The sequence below is a fragment of the Enterococcus termitis genome (assembly GCF_001730305.1).
Classification (GTDB): Bacteria; Bacillota; Bacilli; order Lactobacillales; family Enterococcaceae; genus Enterococcus_L; species Enterococcus_L termitis.
Genome location: NZ_MIJY01000018.1, coordinates 1 through 15597 on the forward strand (window position 1 = coordinate 1; position 15597 = coordinate 15597).

Consider the following 15597-nt stretch of genomic DNA (forward strand, 5'->3'; position numbering starts at 1 on the left):
GGATACACCTGTTCCCATGCCGAACACAGAAGTTAAGCTTCTTAGCGCCGATTGTAGTGAAGGGTTTCCCTTTGTGAGAGTAGGACGTCGCCGCGCTCGTTGTTATTCCGGCATAGCTCAGTTGGTAGTAGCGCATGACTGTTAATCATGATGTCGTAGGTTCGAGTCCTACTGCCGGAGTAAAAGAACGAAGACTTAAATGTCATTCGTTCTTTTTTTGTTTAAAAATGAAAAAAAAAATTTATTATTTGATAGAATAAGTAAAACATGAAATAATGGTATTAAGATACAAGTTAATTAATTTTATCTAACAGTTTTGTCATATCAGTGATCTATTTCGTGAAAAAATGGCTTTGTTAGTAGGTTTTTTGATATAATTGTTTGTAATCCATGCGAACTAGGTCTTAAGATTGAGTGGAGATTCTTCAATATATGGTATAATAGCTTGGAGAAGTTAGGGGGAGCGACGTGAAGGTTTTATTATATTTTGAAGGTGAAAAAATATTAGCTAAGTCTGGAATTGGGCGAGCATTAGACCATCAAAAGCGAGCACTTTCTTCAGTTGGGATTGACTACACATTAGATGCTGAATGCACGGATTATGACATATTACATATAAATACGTATGGGATCAATAGCAATAACATGGTAAAAAAAGCACGAAAATTGGGTAAGAAAGTTATTTATCATGCTCACTCAACAGAAGAGGATTTTAGAAATTCATTCATTGGTTCTAATCAACTATCTCCTTTAGTTAAAAAATATTTGATTAGTTTATATTCTAAAGCTGATTATTTAATTACTCCGACCCCATATTCTAAAGAATTAATAAAAGGATATGGAATAACGGTTCCAATTGCGTCAATTTCAAATGGGATTGATTTAAATCGATTTGAACGTTCAAATGAAAAAGAAAAAAAGTTTAGAGACTATTTCAATGTTAAAACTGGTCAAAAAGTAATTATTTGTGTCGGTCTTTATTTTGAAAGAAAAGGAATCATTGATTTTGTTGAATTAGCCAAACAATTTCCAGAATATCGTTTTATCTGGTTTGGGCATACTCCTATGTATTCGATTCCTCGAACGATTCGAACCATTGTTAAAGAGGATCATCCTAAAAATGTCGAATTTCCAGGGTATATAAAGGGCGATATTATTGAAGGTGCCTATTCTGCTGCTGATTTATTTTTCTTTCCATCATATGAAGAGACCGAAGGGATCGTTATTTTGGAAGCATTGGCAAGTAGACAACAGGTTTTAGTAAGAGATATCCCAGTCTACAAGGGCTGGTTACAAGATAAAGTAAACTGTTATATGGGAACAACAAACGAAGAATTTGCTGATTTGATCGAAGCATTGATTGAAGATAAGATTCCAAATACATGTGATTCAGGATATGAGGTTGCTACGCAAAAGAGTATAGAACGAATCGGTCATGATTTGAAAAAAATTTATGAGATTGTATTAAATGAAAAAAATATCGTACGAAAATGAAGTGGCACAAATCTTTAAAAAAAATCGAAAGTAATGGAGGGGAACATTGTGAAATTTGGTTTCTTTACAGATACATATTTTCCCCAGGTTAGTGGGGTTGCAACATCTATAAAAACACTCAAAGAAGAGTTAGAGCAAAAAGGACATCAGGTCTATATTTTTACTACTACAGATCCTAATGCAAAGGAATTTGAGGAAGATGTTATTCGAATGCCCAGTGTTCCTTTTGTATCATTTAAAGATAGAAGAATTGTTGTACGTGGAATGTGGTATGCATATTTGATTGCTAAAGAACTAGAATTGGATTTAATTCATACACATACTGAGTTTGGTGCTGGTTTGTTAGGTAAGATGGTTGGGAAAAAATTAAAAATACCAGTTATTCATACCTATCACACTATGTATGAGGATTACCTACATTATATTGCCAAAGGAAAAGTTGTTCGGCCGACTCATGTAAAATACTTTTCTCGTTTTTTTGCAAATCATACAACAGGAGTCGTGTGTCCAAGTGAACGTGTAATCGACAAGTTGAGAGAATACGGCGTAACTGCTCCAATGCGAATTATTCCAACAGGAATCGATATTAAAAAATTTGAAAGACCAGATATTACAGAGCAAATGAAAGAGGATATGCGTAAGGAATTAAATATAGCTAGTGATGATATGATGCTATTATCATTGAGTCGGATTTCTTATGAAAAAAATATTCAAGCAATTATTCAAGGATTACCGACTATTTTTGAACGATTTCCGCAGGCTCGTTTTGTGATTGTTGGTAATGGACCTTATGTGGAAAAATTATCCTGCTTAGCAGATGAATTGGGCATTAGTGAAAAAGTTCAATTTGTTGGGGAGGTACCAAATGACCAAGTAGCTATTTATTATAAAGCAGCTGATTATTTTGTTAGTGCTTCTACTTCTGAAACACAGGGATTAACGTATACCGAAGCAATGGCTTCTGGCGTACCATGTGTGGTCGAAGGAAATGCTTATTTGAATAATTTATTTGACGATGAAAGTTTGGGAAAAACATTCGAAACAGATGAAGACTTTGCATCGACATTTATTGAGTATGTTGATTCAGGAATCAAACCTAATACTGAAATTTTAAAAAATAAGCTTTATGAGATATCTGCTGCTCATTTTGGAAATCGTATGTTTGAATTTTATGAAGATATGATCAATTATTACGAGCAGCAATCAATTGAAAAGGAAGCCGCGGATTCTATTGAACGCATCAAAGTTAAATTTACGTCTTTAAGAAAATAAATGTTAAAACTTTTATTCTTGGTTTATACTGAGAATAGAAGTTTTTTTTATTAAGGAAAACAGGAGGAAATGAAATGACACAAATTGGATTTATCGGAACAGGTGTTATGGGCGCTGCAATCGTTAGAAATATGATGAAACATGGGTTGAAAGTAAATGTTTATAATCGAACCAAAAGTAAAACGGATGAGCTTGTAAGTGAAGGTGCTATCTGGAAGAATACACCAGCTGAAATTGTTGCAGCGAGTGATATTATTTTTACCATGGTAGGATTTCCTAAAGATGTTGAAACGATTTATTTTGGTGAGAATGGGATTTTCAGTGAAAAGATCACAAATAAAATTATTGTTGATTTGACAACAAGTACACCAACTTTGGCTCAAAAAATAGCTGATAAAGCTGCTGAATTGGGTGGAGTTGCTTTAGATGCTCCTGTATCAGGAGGCGATTTAGGGGCGAAAAATGGCACCTTAACGATCATGGTCGGAGGAGAAGAATCAGCATACAATCAATTACTGCCCATTTTTGATACGTTTGGAACAACATTTACGCTACATGGAAGTGCAGGTAAAGGGCAACATACAAAAATGGCCAATCAGATTATGATTGCTGGAACAATGACTGGTATGACAGAGATGTTAGTCTACGCAAATAAAGCCGGTTTGGACTTAAATAAAGTAATTGAAACATTATCTGGTGGAAGTGCTGCTAATTGGTCTTTAAGCAACTATAGCCCAAGAATTTTAAAAGAGAACTATTCCCCAGGTTTCTTCGTAAAACATTTTATTAAAGATTTAAAGATTGCTCTAGATGAGGCAGAAAAAATGAATGTAGAGTTACCTTCAACAAAATTGGCCACCGAATTGTATGAAAAGCTTGCAAATAAAGGCTTTGAGGACGATGGAACCCAAGCGTTGATCAAGCTTTGGTGGAGTGATGGCAAACAGCCAGAAGTTAAAAATTAAAGAACAGCAAAAAAATGAAAAAAAATGACGAAAAATCATGCAAGATACGCAATGTTTTGATACAATGGTACAGAACTAGTTTGCAGAGGGAGGCCCATTTATGAAACATTCACAACTTGTGGCGATTATTAAAAGACTTGAAGCGATGACTGAAGCAACAGACAACGAAATTCAAGTGCGCCGTTTTGAAAAAGAAGGCGTAGAAAAATGCATCGTGAATTATGATAAATCGACTGAAACGTTTGAATTGACAGAAAGTGATTCTCAACAAAGCTATCAATTTGATAATATCGATATCGTGGCAATGGAGATTTATGACTTAATTCAATAAAAGAGGATACTCAAAAACCTTGTGGCGTACATTGTGTACGCCACAAGGTTTTTTTATGCGGTCGTCAACTCAGCAAAAATGGCTTTTACGGTTGTCTTTTCCTTGATTCGATAAGCATTTGAGCCAGCAAAAATCAATGCATCATTTGGATCTTTTGTAACAGCATTCAATAGTGTTTCTGTAATACAATAAGGGATGGTTTCCCGATCACAGTGCTTGTAAGATAAGCAGCTGCGACATTTTTCAATTGGAACTTGTTCGTGTTTGATCCGCTCTGAGAAGCGGTTCTTTATCGCGCGTCCCGGCATTCCAACAGGACTTTTGATAATAGTGATATCTTCTTGCTCCGCATTGATATAAGCAGTTTTAAATGCTTCAGGTGCATCGCATTCTTCAGTGACGACAAAACGTGTGGCCATTTGCACACCTGAACAGCCTAAAGCAAGATAATGGTCAATATCAGAACGATCAAAAACCCCACCAGCAAAGATAATCGGAATATCTTTGCCAAAGTCTTCTTCAAAACTGCGTATCGTTTCAACGATTTTTACTATTTCATCATCCATTTGTTCAATATTTTTTGAAAGTGTTTCAGCTTTGAAACCAAGATGACCACCAGCTTCTGGTCCTTCAATAACAACGAAATCAGCTGTTTTGTTATAGCGTTTTTTCCATGTATTCAATAATACCTTTGCCCCTTTACTAGAAGAGACGATCGGAGCAATTTTTGTTTGGCTTCCTTCCACTAATTCCGGCAAGGTGATGGGTAAACCTGCGCCAGAGATAATAACATCAGCGCCAACTTCCACACATCTTTTAACATAGCGATCATAGTGAAAGGTCGCCGCCATAATGTTAAAGCCGATCAATCCATTATTGGCGATTTCTTTTGCTTTTTTAAACTGTTTTTCGATTGCCAGCATATTTGCCCGCAGAGGTGATTTTTCAAATAGTTCCTCTTGGTATCCGATTTGTGCAGTTGATAAAATTCCAATCCCACCTTCACGACTGACTGCACCAGCCAAATTAGCCAAGCTGATGCCGATGCCCATACCACCTTGAATGATAGGTACTTTTGCTACAAGATTATCTATTACTAATGGTTTTAAAGACATGATCCTGCTCCTTTGTTAGTAGAAACTACAAATACTTTGATATTCAAACTAAAATAAATGATAGTCAATTGAGCGGGAACTGTCAAATGTTTTTTTGCAAAAGTCAAGAAAATACTAGCTTAGTAATTTTTTTTATCTGATATAGGCTTGATATGAGTGGTTTTTTGCTTAAGAAAAATTAAAAATGAAATTTTTTACTTGCAATCTCTTTTTATATACGATATAGTTTGAACATCAAATGATTTGATTATCAAACTATATGGATGGTGCGCACATGGAACCCAATTTAGAAACAGTGAACGATTATCTTGTCAGTGTCTTCAATGATATCTTGACGATTGAAGAATCGGAGCTGAAAAAATCACAATTTAATGACTTATCCATTACCGAGATGCACACAATTGAAGCAATAGGAATGTATAAAAAGAAAACATCTTCAGAGGTTGCAAAAGAGTTGTCGATTACTGTCGGTACTTTGACAGTGGCGATCAATAATCTCGTTAAAAAGGGATATGTTGAACGAATTCGAAGTGAAGATGATCGCAGGGTAGTTAAATTAGGTTTAACAAAAAAGGGGAAATTACTTTTTCGAGTCCACCAGCACTTCCATCGAGAAATGGTGAAACGAATTTTAAGCGGAATGGATAAATCAGAAGAACAGGCTTTACTAAAAGCCCTAAAAAATCTTCATGATTTCTTGAAGGAATATAAGTAAAAAGTGAGGGCCAAAATGAACCAATATGCAAAAATAACTTGTACAGGCCGGTACGTTCCTGAAAATGCTGTTTCCAATCAACAGTTATCAACAATGATGGAGACTTCAGACGAATGGATTTCAAGTCGGACAGGCATTCGATCACGAAATATCGTTACGAACGAAAATACATCGGATCTATGCATTAAGGTTGCTAAAAAACTACTAGAAAAATCTGGGAAACAACCAGAAGAGCTAGATTTTATTCTTGTAGCCACAATGACACCTGATTATGGAACGCCTTCGGTTGCCTGTTTAGTTCAAGGCAGTATTTCTGCTGATCAAGCATTTGCTTTCGATATAAGTGCTGCGTGTTCTGGATTTGTCTACGCTTTGAGTATGGGTGAGAAGCTGATTCGTACTGGTAAAAAGCTTGGCATGATCATTGGTGGTGAAACACTTTCTAAGGTAATCGATTGGAATGACCGCAGTACGGCAGTGTTGTTTGGCGATGGGGCAGCGGGAGTCTTACTTGAAGCTGATACAGAAAATCACTTTATTCGTGAAAAACTGCAGGCAGATGGTAAAAGAGCAACATCTTTAACTTCTGGCTACTTAGCAAATAAGAGCCCTTTTTACAATGAATCAACAAATGAGTCGGGCTATCTTAAAATGACTGGTCGAGATATCTACGAGTTTTCATTAAAAGATGTCACAAACAATATTCGAGAAATCGTCGAAACAGATATCGATTATTTATTGCTACATCAAGCCAATAAACGGATTATCGAGAAAATATCTAAAAAGCTCGCTATTCCAAGAGATAAGTTTTTAACCAATATGGAACATAATGGCAATACTTCTGCTGCGAGCATCCCGCTATTGTTAGATGAATCAGTAGAAAAAGGAATACTGCAAATCGGTTCCGGACAAAAAATTGTGTTAACAGGTTATGGCGGCGGTTTAACGTGGGGTTCGATCCTCTTAACGCTGTAAAACTGTGACTATATAAATTAAAAAAGAAAATTACTGGAGGAATATACACATGGTATTCGAAAAAATTCAAGCAATTATTGTAGAAGAATTAGGAAAAGAACCAGAAGAAGTAAAATTAACAACAAACATTCAAGAAGAGTTAGATGCAGATAGCTTAGATTTATTCCAAATCATCAATGAAATCGAAGATGCTTTTGATGTGAAAATCGAATCAGAAGACGGAATTACAACCGTTCAAGATTTAGTGACATATGTAGAAAAACAAAAAGCAGAATAATTAACGTAATTTGCTAAAACATAAAAAGTTGGATGAACAACGCGCTTTGGAAATCCAAATGATTGCTGAAAATCTAGCTTTTTTACACTGGAGTCGGAATTAGAAAGGCTGGTACTAAACTTATTGAGTTTTGTTCCAGCTCTTTTTTCATTAACATTTTATGGGAGGTCGTTTATGCGTTCAGAAATTTGCGAACTGCTGGGAATTGAGTTTCCCATTTTTCAAGGCGGAATGGCATGGATTGCAGATGCGTCTTTGGCAGGAGCAGTTTCAAAAGCGGGTGGTCTAGGAATCATTGCAGGAGGGAATGCCCCTAAAGAAGTCGTCAAAGCTGAAATTCAAAAAATAAAAAAGATAACAGATAAGCCTTTTGGTGTTAATATTATGCTGCTTTCTCCTTTTGCTCAGGATATTGTAGATTTAGTTTGTGAAGAGCAGGTTCCTGTTGTAACAACAGGTGCCGGCAATCCAAGTAAACACATGGCTCGTTTTAAAGAACATAATATCAAAGTAATTCCAGTGGTTCCTTCTGTAGCGTTGGGTGCTCGTATGGAAAAAATCGGTGCTGACGCTGTGATTGTTGAAGGAATGGAAGCTGGGGGACATATTGGGAAACTGACAACAATGAGTATCGTACCTCAAGTGGTGGATGCATTGACAATTCCAGTTATTGCTGCTGGAGGGATCGGCGATGGCCGAGGCATGGCTGCAGTATTGATGCTAGGTGCAGAAGGTATCCAAGTCGGCACACGTTTTCTAGTAGCTAAGGAATGTACAGTTCATGAAAACTATAAAGCACGTATTCTCAAAGCGAGAGATATAGATACGACGGTTACTTGCCAACATTTTGGTCATCCTGTACGAGCAATCAAGAATAAATTAACCAACGAATACGATCGATTAGAAAAACTAGAATTAAAAAGTACGGAACCTGATCTTGAAAAATTTGATGAACTTGGACAAGGTGCTTTACGAAAAGCAGTTGTTGAAGGCGATGTAGATTACGGATCGATCATGGCTGGACAAATTGCGGGGCTAGTGACCAAAGAACAAACAGCTAAAGAAATTATTGATTCTTATATTATTGAAATGAAAGAAACGATTGCGTCTAAGCATAGTCAATGGAGCTAAACAATTATTGCATTGACTTTTATATAGAAAAGATGAAGCTGATTTATTTAGCTTTTCATAATGTATTTTTGAAAAAGTGGCGTGTGCATAATGGGTATACCATAAGCACTATACCGTTTTAAAGTAAGGAGAAAATAAATGAAAACTGCTTTTATATTTAGTGGACAAGGTGCTCAATATTTTGGGATGGGCAAAGAATTGTTCGACAAGGAGAAAATTGTTCGTGAAACCTTTCAAGAAGCTAGTGATGTCTTAGGTTACGATATGGCGGAGCTTTGTTTTACTGAAAACGATCGATTGAATGAAACAATGTATACTCAACCAGCGATCTTAACTGTAAGTGTTGCGTTTTATCGTCTGTTACAGGAAAAAGGATACCAAGCTGATGTTGTTGCAGGTCTAAGCTTGGGTGAATATAGCGCACTTGTTGCTAGTGGAGCGATTTCATTTAAAGAAGCGGTTCAACTAGTTGCTAAAAGAGGTAAATTCATGACCGAGGCAGCACCGTCAGGAACGGGGAAAATGGTTGCTGTAATGAATGCGGATCGTTTGCTTATTGAAGAGTGCTGTCAACAAGCAAGTGAATTTGGGATCGTGTCACCAGCTAATTATAATACACCTCAGCAAATTGTTATTGGTGGTGAAAGTCTAGCTGTAGAAAAGGCGATGGAACTTTTAACAGAAGCTGGAGTAAAGCGAATGATTCCCCTAAACGTCAGTGGACCTTTTCATACAGCGTTGTTAAAACCAGCATCAGAAAAATTAGCTACAGAACTCAAGCAAATAAACTTCGCAGAAATGACGATTCCTGTGATAAGCAATACGACTGCACAAGTCATGGAGCAAGCACAGATCAAACGGTTATTAGAACAACAGGTCATGTCAGCTGTTCGTTTTGCAGATAGCATCGAAACAATCAAAAAAATGAATGTTGATGTCATTATAGAAGTCGGTCCAGGGAAAACATTGACTGGATTTATCAAAAAAATCGATAAAGAAATTCAAACAGCTCGTGTAGAAGATGAAAAAACATTAGCTGATGCAGAAAAACAGTTGAACGGGAGGTAACGTATGAACATAAAAGGGAAAAACGTACTTATTACTGGAAGTACTCGTGGGATCGGCAAAGCTGTTGCTTTAGCCTTTGCCAAAGAAGGTGCCAATGTAGCTTTAAATGGTCGAGGCGAGATCAGTTCAGAACAGATTGCCGAATTAGAAGCCTTTGGTATCAAATGTATGGGTGTTTCGGGAGATATCGCTGATTTTGAAGCTTCTGGAAACATGATTGAGGAAGTTGTTAAGGGGTTAGGCTCGATCGATATTTTAGTGAATAATGCTGGAATCACTAATGACAAGCTGTTACTTAGAATGAATGAAGAAGATTTCACTCGTTGTATTCAAATCAATTTGACCGGAACATTCAATATGACTCACCATGCAACGAAACGAATGATGAAGCAGCGTAGCGGTAGAATCATTAATATGTCCAGTGTTGTCGGACTAATAGGGAATATCGGTCAGGTGAATTATGCCGCAAGTAAAGCGGGCGTGATCGGATTAACAAAATCTGTAGCGAGAGAAGTGGCTGCAAGAGGAATCACGTGTAACGCAATTGCGCCAGGATTTATTGAAACAGAAATGACAGAGGTTTTATCAGATAAAGTAAAAGATCAAATGAATCAGCAAATTCCGTTAAAAGTTTTTGGTCAGGTGGAAGATGTCGCAAATGCAGCACTCTTTTTAGCTAGAAGTCCCTATATTACAGGACAAGTCCTAAATATAGATGGCGGATTGGTCATGAACGGTTAAACAAATTCCTTGAAAGGAGCGATTGCATGAATCGCGTGGTAATCACAGGTTATGGTGTAGCATCTCCGATAGGAAATGATGCAGAAACATTTTTAGAAAGTTTACAATCAGGAAAAAATGGGATTGGCCCAATCACTAAATTTGATGCAAGTGAAACGGGCGTTACCTTAGCAGCAGAAGTAAAAGAATTTCCATTTGATAAATACTTTGTGAAAAAGCATGCCAAACGAATGGATCTATTTTCATTGTACGGTATTTATGCAGCATTAGAGGCTATGGAAATGAGTCAGCTTGATACAGACCAAATCAATGTTGATCGATTTGGTGTGATGGTAGGTTCAGGGATAGGTGGTCTGCAAACGATCCAAGATCAAGTGCTTCGTATGCATGATAAAGGACCTCAAAGAGTTGCGCCGTTGTTTATCCCGATGGCTATCGGTAATATGGCAGCGGGTAATATCGCTTTGCGGGTTGGAGCAAAAGGTATTTGCTCTGCTACGGTCACAGCGTGTGCAACAGCAAATAATTCAATTGGAGAAGCATTTAGAAACATTAAACATGGCTATTCTGATGTCATTTTAGCTGGTGGAGCAGAGGCTTCTATCACAGAAATCGGTATTTCTGGATTTGCATCATTAACTGCTATTACTACCTCCGAGGATCCGGATCGAGGGTCTATTCCGTTTGACAAAGATCGTAATGGCTTTGTTATGGGAGAAGGTGCAGGTATTCTAGTTTTAGAATCTTTAGAGCATGCCCAAAAACGCGGAGCAAAAATCCTCGGTGAAATCGTTGGCTATGGTTCTAATTGCGACGCTTATCATATGACATCACCAAGACCAGATGGCAGCGGAGCAGCAAAAGCAATGCAGTTGGCTATTGAAGAAGCTTCAGTGGATCCAGCTGGTATTGGCTATATCAATGCTCATGGAACCAGCACGCCATCAAATGATGTGGCAGAAACAAAAGCGATTCAAATAGCTTTAGGTGATGCAGCTAAAAAGGTTCGGGTGAGCAGTACGAAGAGTATGACAGGGCACTCATTAGGAGCAACTGGCGGGATTGAAGCAATTGCTACATTGAATGCACTTCAGCATCAATTTATTCCACCAACAATCAATATTGAGCAATTAGATGAAGCGATCGAAATCGATATTGTCATCAATGAAAGTCAAAAGCATGACTTTGACTATGCTTTGACTAACTCATTTGGTTTTGGTGGTCATAATGCAGTACTTTGTTTAAAACGGTGGGAGGACTAAAATGAATATCAATGAAGTAAAAGAACTATTAACACAATTTGATCAGTCGACATTGACTGAATTTGAACTTAAAGAAGGTTCATTTGGTCTTTACATGAATAAAAATAAGGGAGCACAGCGAACAGTGCTTACTGAAAATAGTCAGTCGAAAATGGACACAAGTATTGTAGCTCAGGAAGCACCAATCGAAAATTCAAAAGTAGCGAGTGAAACAACGAATGAATTACCTAAACAAGCAGTCGAAAACACAGAAGAAATTGTTTCACCGATCGTTGGGGTTATCTATTTGAAACCAGCGCCTGATAAAGAGGACTTCAAACAAGTTGGAGATACTGTGAAAAAAGGCGAAGTAATTTGTATCGTAGAAGCAATGAAGCTAATGAATGAAATCACTGCAACTGTTGATGGTGTTATCACTGAAATCTTGGTACAAAATGAAGATGTTGTTGAATTTAATCAGCCATTATTCCGCGTATCAAAAGGAGTGTAAATATGAATATTCAAGAAATTAAGGAAATCATTCCTCATCGATATCCATTTTTATTATTAGACACTGTGGAAGAAATCATCGTTGGAGAAAAGGTCATTGCGAAAAAAAATGTAACGATCAATGAACCGTTTTTTCAAGGACATTTCCCAGGAGAGCCTGTGATGCCTGGTGTTTTGATTCTTGAAGCATTGGCTCAAGCAGGTGCTGTGGCACTATTGTCTATGCCCGATTTTAAAGGGAAAACGGCTTATTTTGGCGGGATCGATAAAGCCAAATTTAGGAAAAAAGTTGTTCCTGGCGATACATTGATGTTAGAAGTAGAAATTGTGAAAGTAAAATCTGTAGCCGGAATTGGCAAAGGAACTGCAACTGTGAACGGTAAAAAAGTAGCAGAAGCAGAATTGACCTTTATGATTGGATAGGTGAGCTATGTTTTCAAAAGTTTTAATCGCAAATCGAGGCGAAATTGCTGTTCGAATCATTCGAGCTTGTCGCGAGTTAGGCGTACGAACTGTTGCAGTTTATTCTGAAGCAGATAAAGAAGCCCTGCATACGCAGCTAGCAGATGAAGCTATCTGTATTGGGCCAGCTAAAGCGGCGGATTCTTATTTAAATGTTCAACATGTATTGAGTGCTGCAATCGTTACAAATGCAGAGGCCATTCATCCAGGTTTTGGTTTTCTATCAGAAAACAGTCAATTTGCTGCGATGTGCGAAGAATGCAATATTACGTTTATTGGTCCAAAAGCGGAAACGATCGATGCGATGGGGAATAAGATCAACGCACGTAAGTTGATGCAAAAAGCGAATGTTCCTGTGATTCCTGGTAGTGCTGGTGTAATCAATTCTGTGGAAGAAGCACTAGAGATTGCTGGAAATATTGGATATCCTGTTATGCTGAAAGCGGCTGCGGGCGGTGGCGGTAAAGGCATTCGTAAGGTGTTGCACAAAGAAGAGCTGCCTCAACATTTTACATCTGCTCAACAAGAAGCAAAAGCTGCTTTCGGTAACGATGATATGTATTTAGAAAAAATTATCTATCCAGCACGACACATCGAAGTTCAAATTTTAGGTGATCAGTATGGTCATGTCATTCATTTGGGTGAACGTGACTGTTCTCTACAAAGAAACAATCAAAAAGTGCTTGAAGAATCACCATCGATTGCTATTACAGCTGAAAAACGTCAACTCTTAGGGGAAACGGCTGTACGCGCAGCTAAAGCTGTTAGCTATGAAAATGCTGGGACGATCGAATTTTTGATGGATACAGCGGGTGAGTTTTATTTTATGGAAATGAATACTCGTATTCAAGTAGAGCATCCAGTAACTGAAATGGTGACAGGAATCGATCTTGTAAAAGCCCAGTTAAAAATCGCTTCTGGCGAAAAACTACCCTATACACAAGAAGATATTAAGATTACTGGACATGCCATTGAATGTCGGATCAATGCTGAAAATCCAGCATTTAACTTTGCACCGTCACCTGGGAAAATCAATAATTTACTCCTTCCAAGTGGAGGAATGGGCTTACGCGTTGATAGTGCGATGTATTCAGGCTATTCAATTCCGCCTTATTATGATTCTATGATTGCTAAAGTTATTGTTCATGGTGCAGATCGAATGGATGCGTTGATGAAAATGCAGCGTGCCTTAAATGAAATTGTGACAGATGGCATTATTACAAATGCAGAATTCCAATTAGATCTGATTACCCACGAGAATGTATTAGCAGGAGAATATGATACTAGCTTTTTACAAGAAACATTTTTACCAAATTGGAAACCAGAAAGCGATAATTAAAAAGGAGCAGGTGTATGGCTTTATTTAAAAAGAAAAACTACATTCGAATCAATCCGAATCGCACGGGTGACCAATCTTCTGTAAAAAAACCAGCAGTTCCTGACAACATGTGGGCCAAGTGTCCTTGTTGTAAACGAACACTATATACAAAAGATATGGGGGCAGAAAAGGTCTGCCCTTATTGTGGTTATAGTTTTAGAATCGGTGCGTGGGAACGTCTTGCATTGACAGTAGATGAGAAGAGTTTTGAAGAATGGGATACAGAAATCACAACAAAAGATCCACTGAATTTTCCTGGTTACTTAGAAAAAATAACGAATATGCAAGAAAAAACAGAGCTGCATGAAGCCGTTCTGACTGGAAAAGCGCGAATGGATGGACAAGAAATTGCGATCGGTGTGATGGATGCTAATTTTATTATGGGAAGCATGGGCACTGTTGTAGGTGAAAAAATTACTCGTTTATTTGAACGGGCGACAGAGCAGGCACTGCCAGTGATTATTTTTACGGCTTCAGGTGGAGCAAGAATGCAAGAAGGAATTTTTTCTCTGATGCAGATGGCAAAAATTTCTGGTGCTCTTAAACGTCATAGTAAGGCAGGGCTTCTTTATGTAACGATTCTTACTGATCCAACAACAGGTGGTGTGACTGCAAGCTTTGCTATGGATGGTGACATCATTTTAGCAGAGCCGCAGAGCTTGATTGGTTTTGCGGGTCGTCGTGTCATCGAGCAAACGATTAGACAAGAACTACCAGATGATTTTCAAAAAGCTGAATTCTTATTGGAACATGGTTTTGTTGATAAGATCGTGCCTAGAAACCAGCTGCAAGAAGTACTTAGCCAGTTGATCAAGATGCACACGATGAAAGGGTGGAAATAAAATGGAAAAAACAGCAAATGATATCGTCACCCTTGCTAGAGCACAAGATCGTTATACGTCGTTAGAATACATTGATGCCGTTTTTGATGACTTTATAGAATTTCATGGAGATCGCTATTTTGGTGATGATTTAGCTGTTGTCGGCGGTATAGCCACACTAGAAGGAAAACCAATCACTGTTGTCGGGATTCAAAAAGGCCGTAATTTACCTGAAAACATTGATCGTAATTTCGGTGCACCTCACCCAGAAGGTTATCGTAAAGCGTTACGTTTAATGAAACAGGCAGAAAAATTTGGACGACCAGTAGTTACTTTTATCAACACGGCAGGTGCATATTGTGGAATTGAAGCTGAAGAGCGCGGTGAAGGAGAGGCTATTGCCAAAAATTTATTGGAAATGTCTGATCTGAAAGTTCCTATCATTGCAATTATCATTGGTGAAGGCGGCAGTGGTGGTGCTTTAGCTCTTGCTGTAGCAGATGAGGTTTGGATGCTTGAACATACGATTTATGCAGTTTTATCACCAGAAGGCTTTGCGTCGATCTTATGGAAAGATGGTAGTCGTGCCAAGGAAGCGGCTGAGCTGATGAAAATTACTGCAAATGAATTAAAAGAACTGACTATTATTGATCGAGTAATACCAGAAATAATGAATGGCGAAGCATTGGAGCAACCGAAAATCAATCGTATGCTTCAAAAAGCACTTATTAGTAAATTTTCTGAACTATCTCAATTAGATACAGATGCACTGTTGGAAGCTCGTTATCAGCGTTTTCGTAAATATTAATCAACTAAAAGAGGCTGAGACAAACACCCATGAGGGCTATCACCCTCACCAAACAGAATGAAAACGAAAGTGATCAACCTGCAGGCTTTTTCCTGTCATACTTAGAGATGACAGGAGTGGCTTGTAGGTCGATCTCTTATTGAGGTTCTTCTCCAAGTGACCTTGAGGGACAAACTAGATCATTCTACTTATTTGCACCAATCATTAGGTCTTAGAACCTGCGTATAAAAATAAATTGTTTCTATAAGTAGAATAGCCCCTTCTGTACTTTTTTTCAAGGAGGAATGTTGAAA

The 15597-nt window shown here is 37.8% G+C and carries 17 protein-coding genes, 1 tRNA gene and 1 rRNA gene; 18 read left to right on the top strand and 1 reads right to left on the bottom strand.

Annotated elements, in window-relative coordinates:
* The 6 genes from rrf to BCR25_RS10105 all read left to right on the top strand — a co-directional run.
* Positions 1-96: ribosomal RNA gene (rrf, locus tag BCR25_RS10080) — 5S ribosomal RNA — on the top strand; the annotation flags it as partial.
* A gap of 10 nt (positions 97-106) precedes the next feature.
* Positions 107-180, top strand: a tRNA-Asn gene (locus BCR25_RS10085).
* 288 nt (positions 181-468) lie between these two features.
* Positions 469-1494, top strand: coding sequence for an LTA glycolipid anchor biosynthesis glycosyltransferase, IagA/BgsA family (locus BCR25_RS10090; protein WP_069663494.1), 1026 nt, complete (start codon positions 469-471; stop codon positions 1492-1494).
* A gap of 48 nt (positions 1495-1542) precedes the next feature.
* Complete coding sequence (locus BCR25_RS10095; protein WP_069663495.1) at positions 1543-2766, top strand: glycosyltransferase family 4 protein; 1224 nt, start codon at positions 1543-1545, stop codon at positions 2764-2766.
* 74 nt (positions 2767-2840) lie between these two features.
* Positions 2841-3731 carry an NAD(P)-dependent oxidoreductase gene (locus tag BCR25_RS10100; RefSeq protein ID WP_069663496.1) on the top strand — a complete coding sequence of 297 codons (891 nt, stop codon included), beginning with the start codon at positions 2841-2843 and terminating at the stop codon, positions 3729-3731.
* Between the two features lie 100 nt (positions 3732-3831).
* Positions 3832-4062, top strand: coding sequence for a YkuJ family protein (locus BCR25_RS10105; protein ID WP_069663497.1), 231 nt, complete (start codon positions 3832-3834; stop codon positions 4060-4062).
* A gap of 53 nt (positions 4063-4115) precedes the next feature.
* Here BCR25_RS10105 and BCR25_RS10110 read toward each other — a convergent pair whose 3' ends face one another.
* A complete protein-coding gene (locus BCR25_RS10110) occupies positions 4116-5177 on the bottom strand; it encodes an NAD(P)H-dependent flavin oxidoreductase (RefSeq protein ID WP_069663498.1) in 1062 nt (353 codons plus the stop codon).
* A 274-nt stretch (positions 5178-5451) separates the two neighbouring features.
* Between BCR25_RS10110 and fabT the strand changes: the two genes are divergently transcribed.
* From fabT to BCR25_RS10170, 12 genes are all read left to right on the top strand, one after another.
* The gene (fabT, locus tag BCR25_RS10115; protein WP_069663499.1) at positions 5452-5892 is read left to right on the top strand and encodes a fatty acid biosynthesis transcriptional regulator FabT; all 441 of its coding nucleotides are present in this window, start codon (positions 5452-5454) and stop codon (positions 5890-5892) included.
* Positions 5893-5907: 15 nt separating this feature from the next.
* Entirely contained in the window at positions 5908-6867 is a 960-nt protein-coding gene (locus BCR25_RS10120) for a beta-ketoacyl-ACP synthase III (RefSeq protein ID WP_069663500.1), read from the top strand.
* Positions 6868-6916: 49 nt separating this feature from the next.
* Positions 6917-7144 (top strand): acyl carrier protein, encoded by a 228-nt coding sequence (locus BCR25_RS10125; RefSeq protein WP_069663501.1) that lies wholly within the window; start codon positions 6917-6919, stop codon positions 7142-7144.
* Positions 7145-7318: 174 nt separating this feature from the next.
* Positions 7319-8275, top strand: a complete 957-nt coding sequence (fabK, locus tag BCR25_RS10130) for an enoyl-[acyl-carrier-protein] reductase FabK (protein ID WP_069663502.1) — start codon at positions 7319-7321, stop codon at positions 8273-8275.
* Positions 8276-8413: 138 nt separating this feature from the next.
* A complete protein-coding gene (fabD, locus tag BCR25_RS10135) occupies positions 8414-9343 on the top strand; it encodes an ACP S-malonyltransferase (RefSeq protein WP_069663503.1) in 930 nt (309 codons plus the stop codon).
* 3 nt (positions 9344-9346) lie between these two features.
* Positions 9347-10084, top strand: a complete 738-nt coding sequence (fabG, locus tag BCR25_RS10140) for a 3-oxoacyl-[acyl-carrier-protein] reductase (protein WP_069663504.1) — start codon at positions 9347-9349, stop codon at positions 10082-10084.
* A 26-nt stretch (positions 10085-10110) separates the two neighbouring features.
* Complete coding sequence (fabF, locus tag BCR25_RS10145) at positions 10111-11346, top strand: beta-ketoacyl-ACP synthase II (protein WP_069663505.1); 1236 nt, start codon at positions 10111-10113, stop codon at positions 11344-11346.
* 1 nt (position 11347) lies between these two features.
* A complete protein-coding gene (accB, locus tag BCR25_RS10150) occupies positions 11348-11836 on the top strand; it encodes an acetyl-CoA carboxylase biotin carboxyl carrier protein (RefSeq protein ID WP_069663506.1) in 489 nt (162 codons plus the stop codon).
* 2 nt (positions 11837-11838) lie between these two features.
* Entirely contained in the window at positions 11839-12258 is a 420-nt protein-coding gene (gene fabZ, locus BCR25_RS10155) for a 3-hydroxyacyl-ACP dehydratase FabZ (protein ID WP_069663507.1), read from the top strand.
* 7 nt (positions 12259-12265) lie between these two features.
* The gene (locus tag BCR25_RS10160; protein WP_069663508.1) at positions 12266-13636 is read left to right on the top strand and encodes an acetyl-CoA carboxylase biotin carboxylase subunit; all 1371 of its coding nucleotides are present in this window, start codon (positions 12266-12268) and stop codon (positions 13634-13636) included.
* Positions 13637-13650: 14 nt separating this feature from the next.
* Positions 13651-14517: an acetyl-CoA carboxylase, carboxyltransferase subunit beta gene (accD, locus tag BCR25_RS10165; RefSeq protein ID WP_069663509.1), complete on the top strand. Its 867-nt coding sequence runs from the start codon at positions 13651-13653 to the stop codon at positions 14515-14517.
* A 1-nt stretch (position 14518) separates the two neighbouring features.
* On the top strand, positions 14519-15304 hold the full coding sequence (locus BCR25_RS10170) for an acetyl-CoA carboxylase carboxyl transferase subunit alpha (RefSeq protein WP_069663510.1): 786 nt from the start codon (positions 14519-14521) through the stop codon (positions 15302-15304).
* The last annotated feature ends 293 nt before the right edge of the window (positions 15305-15597 follow it).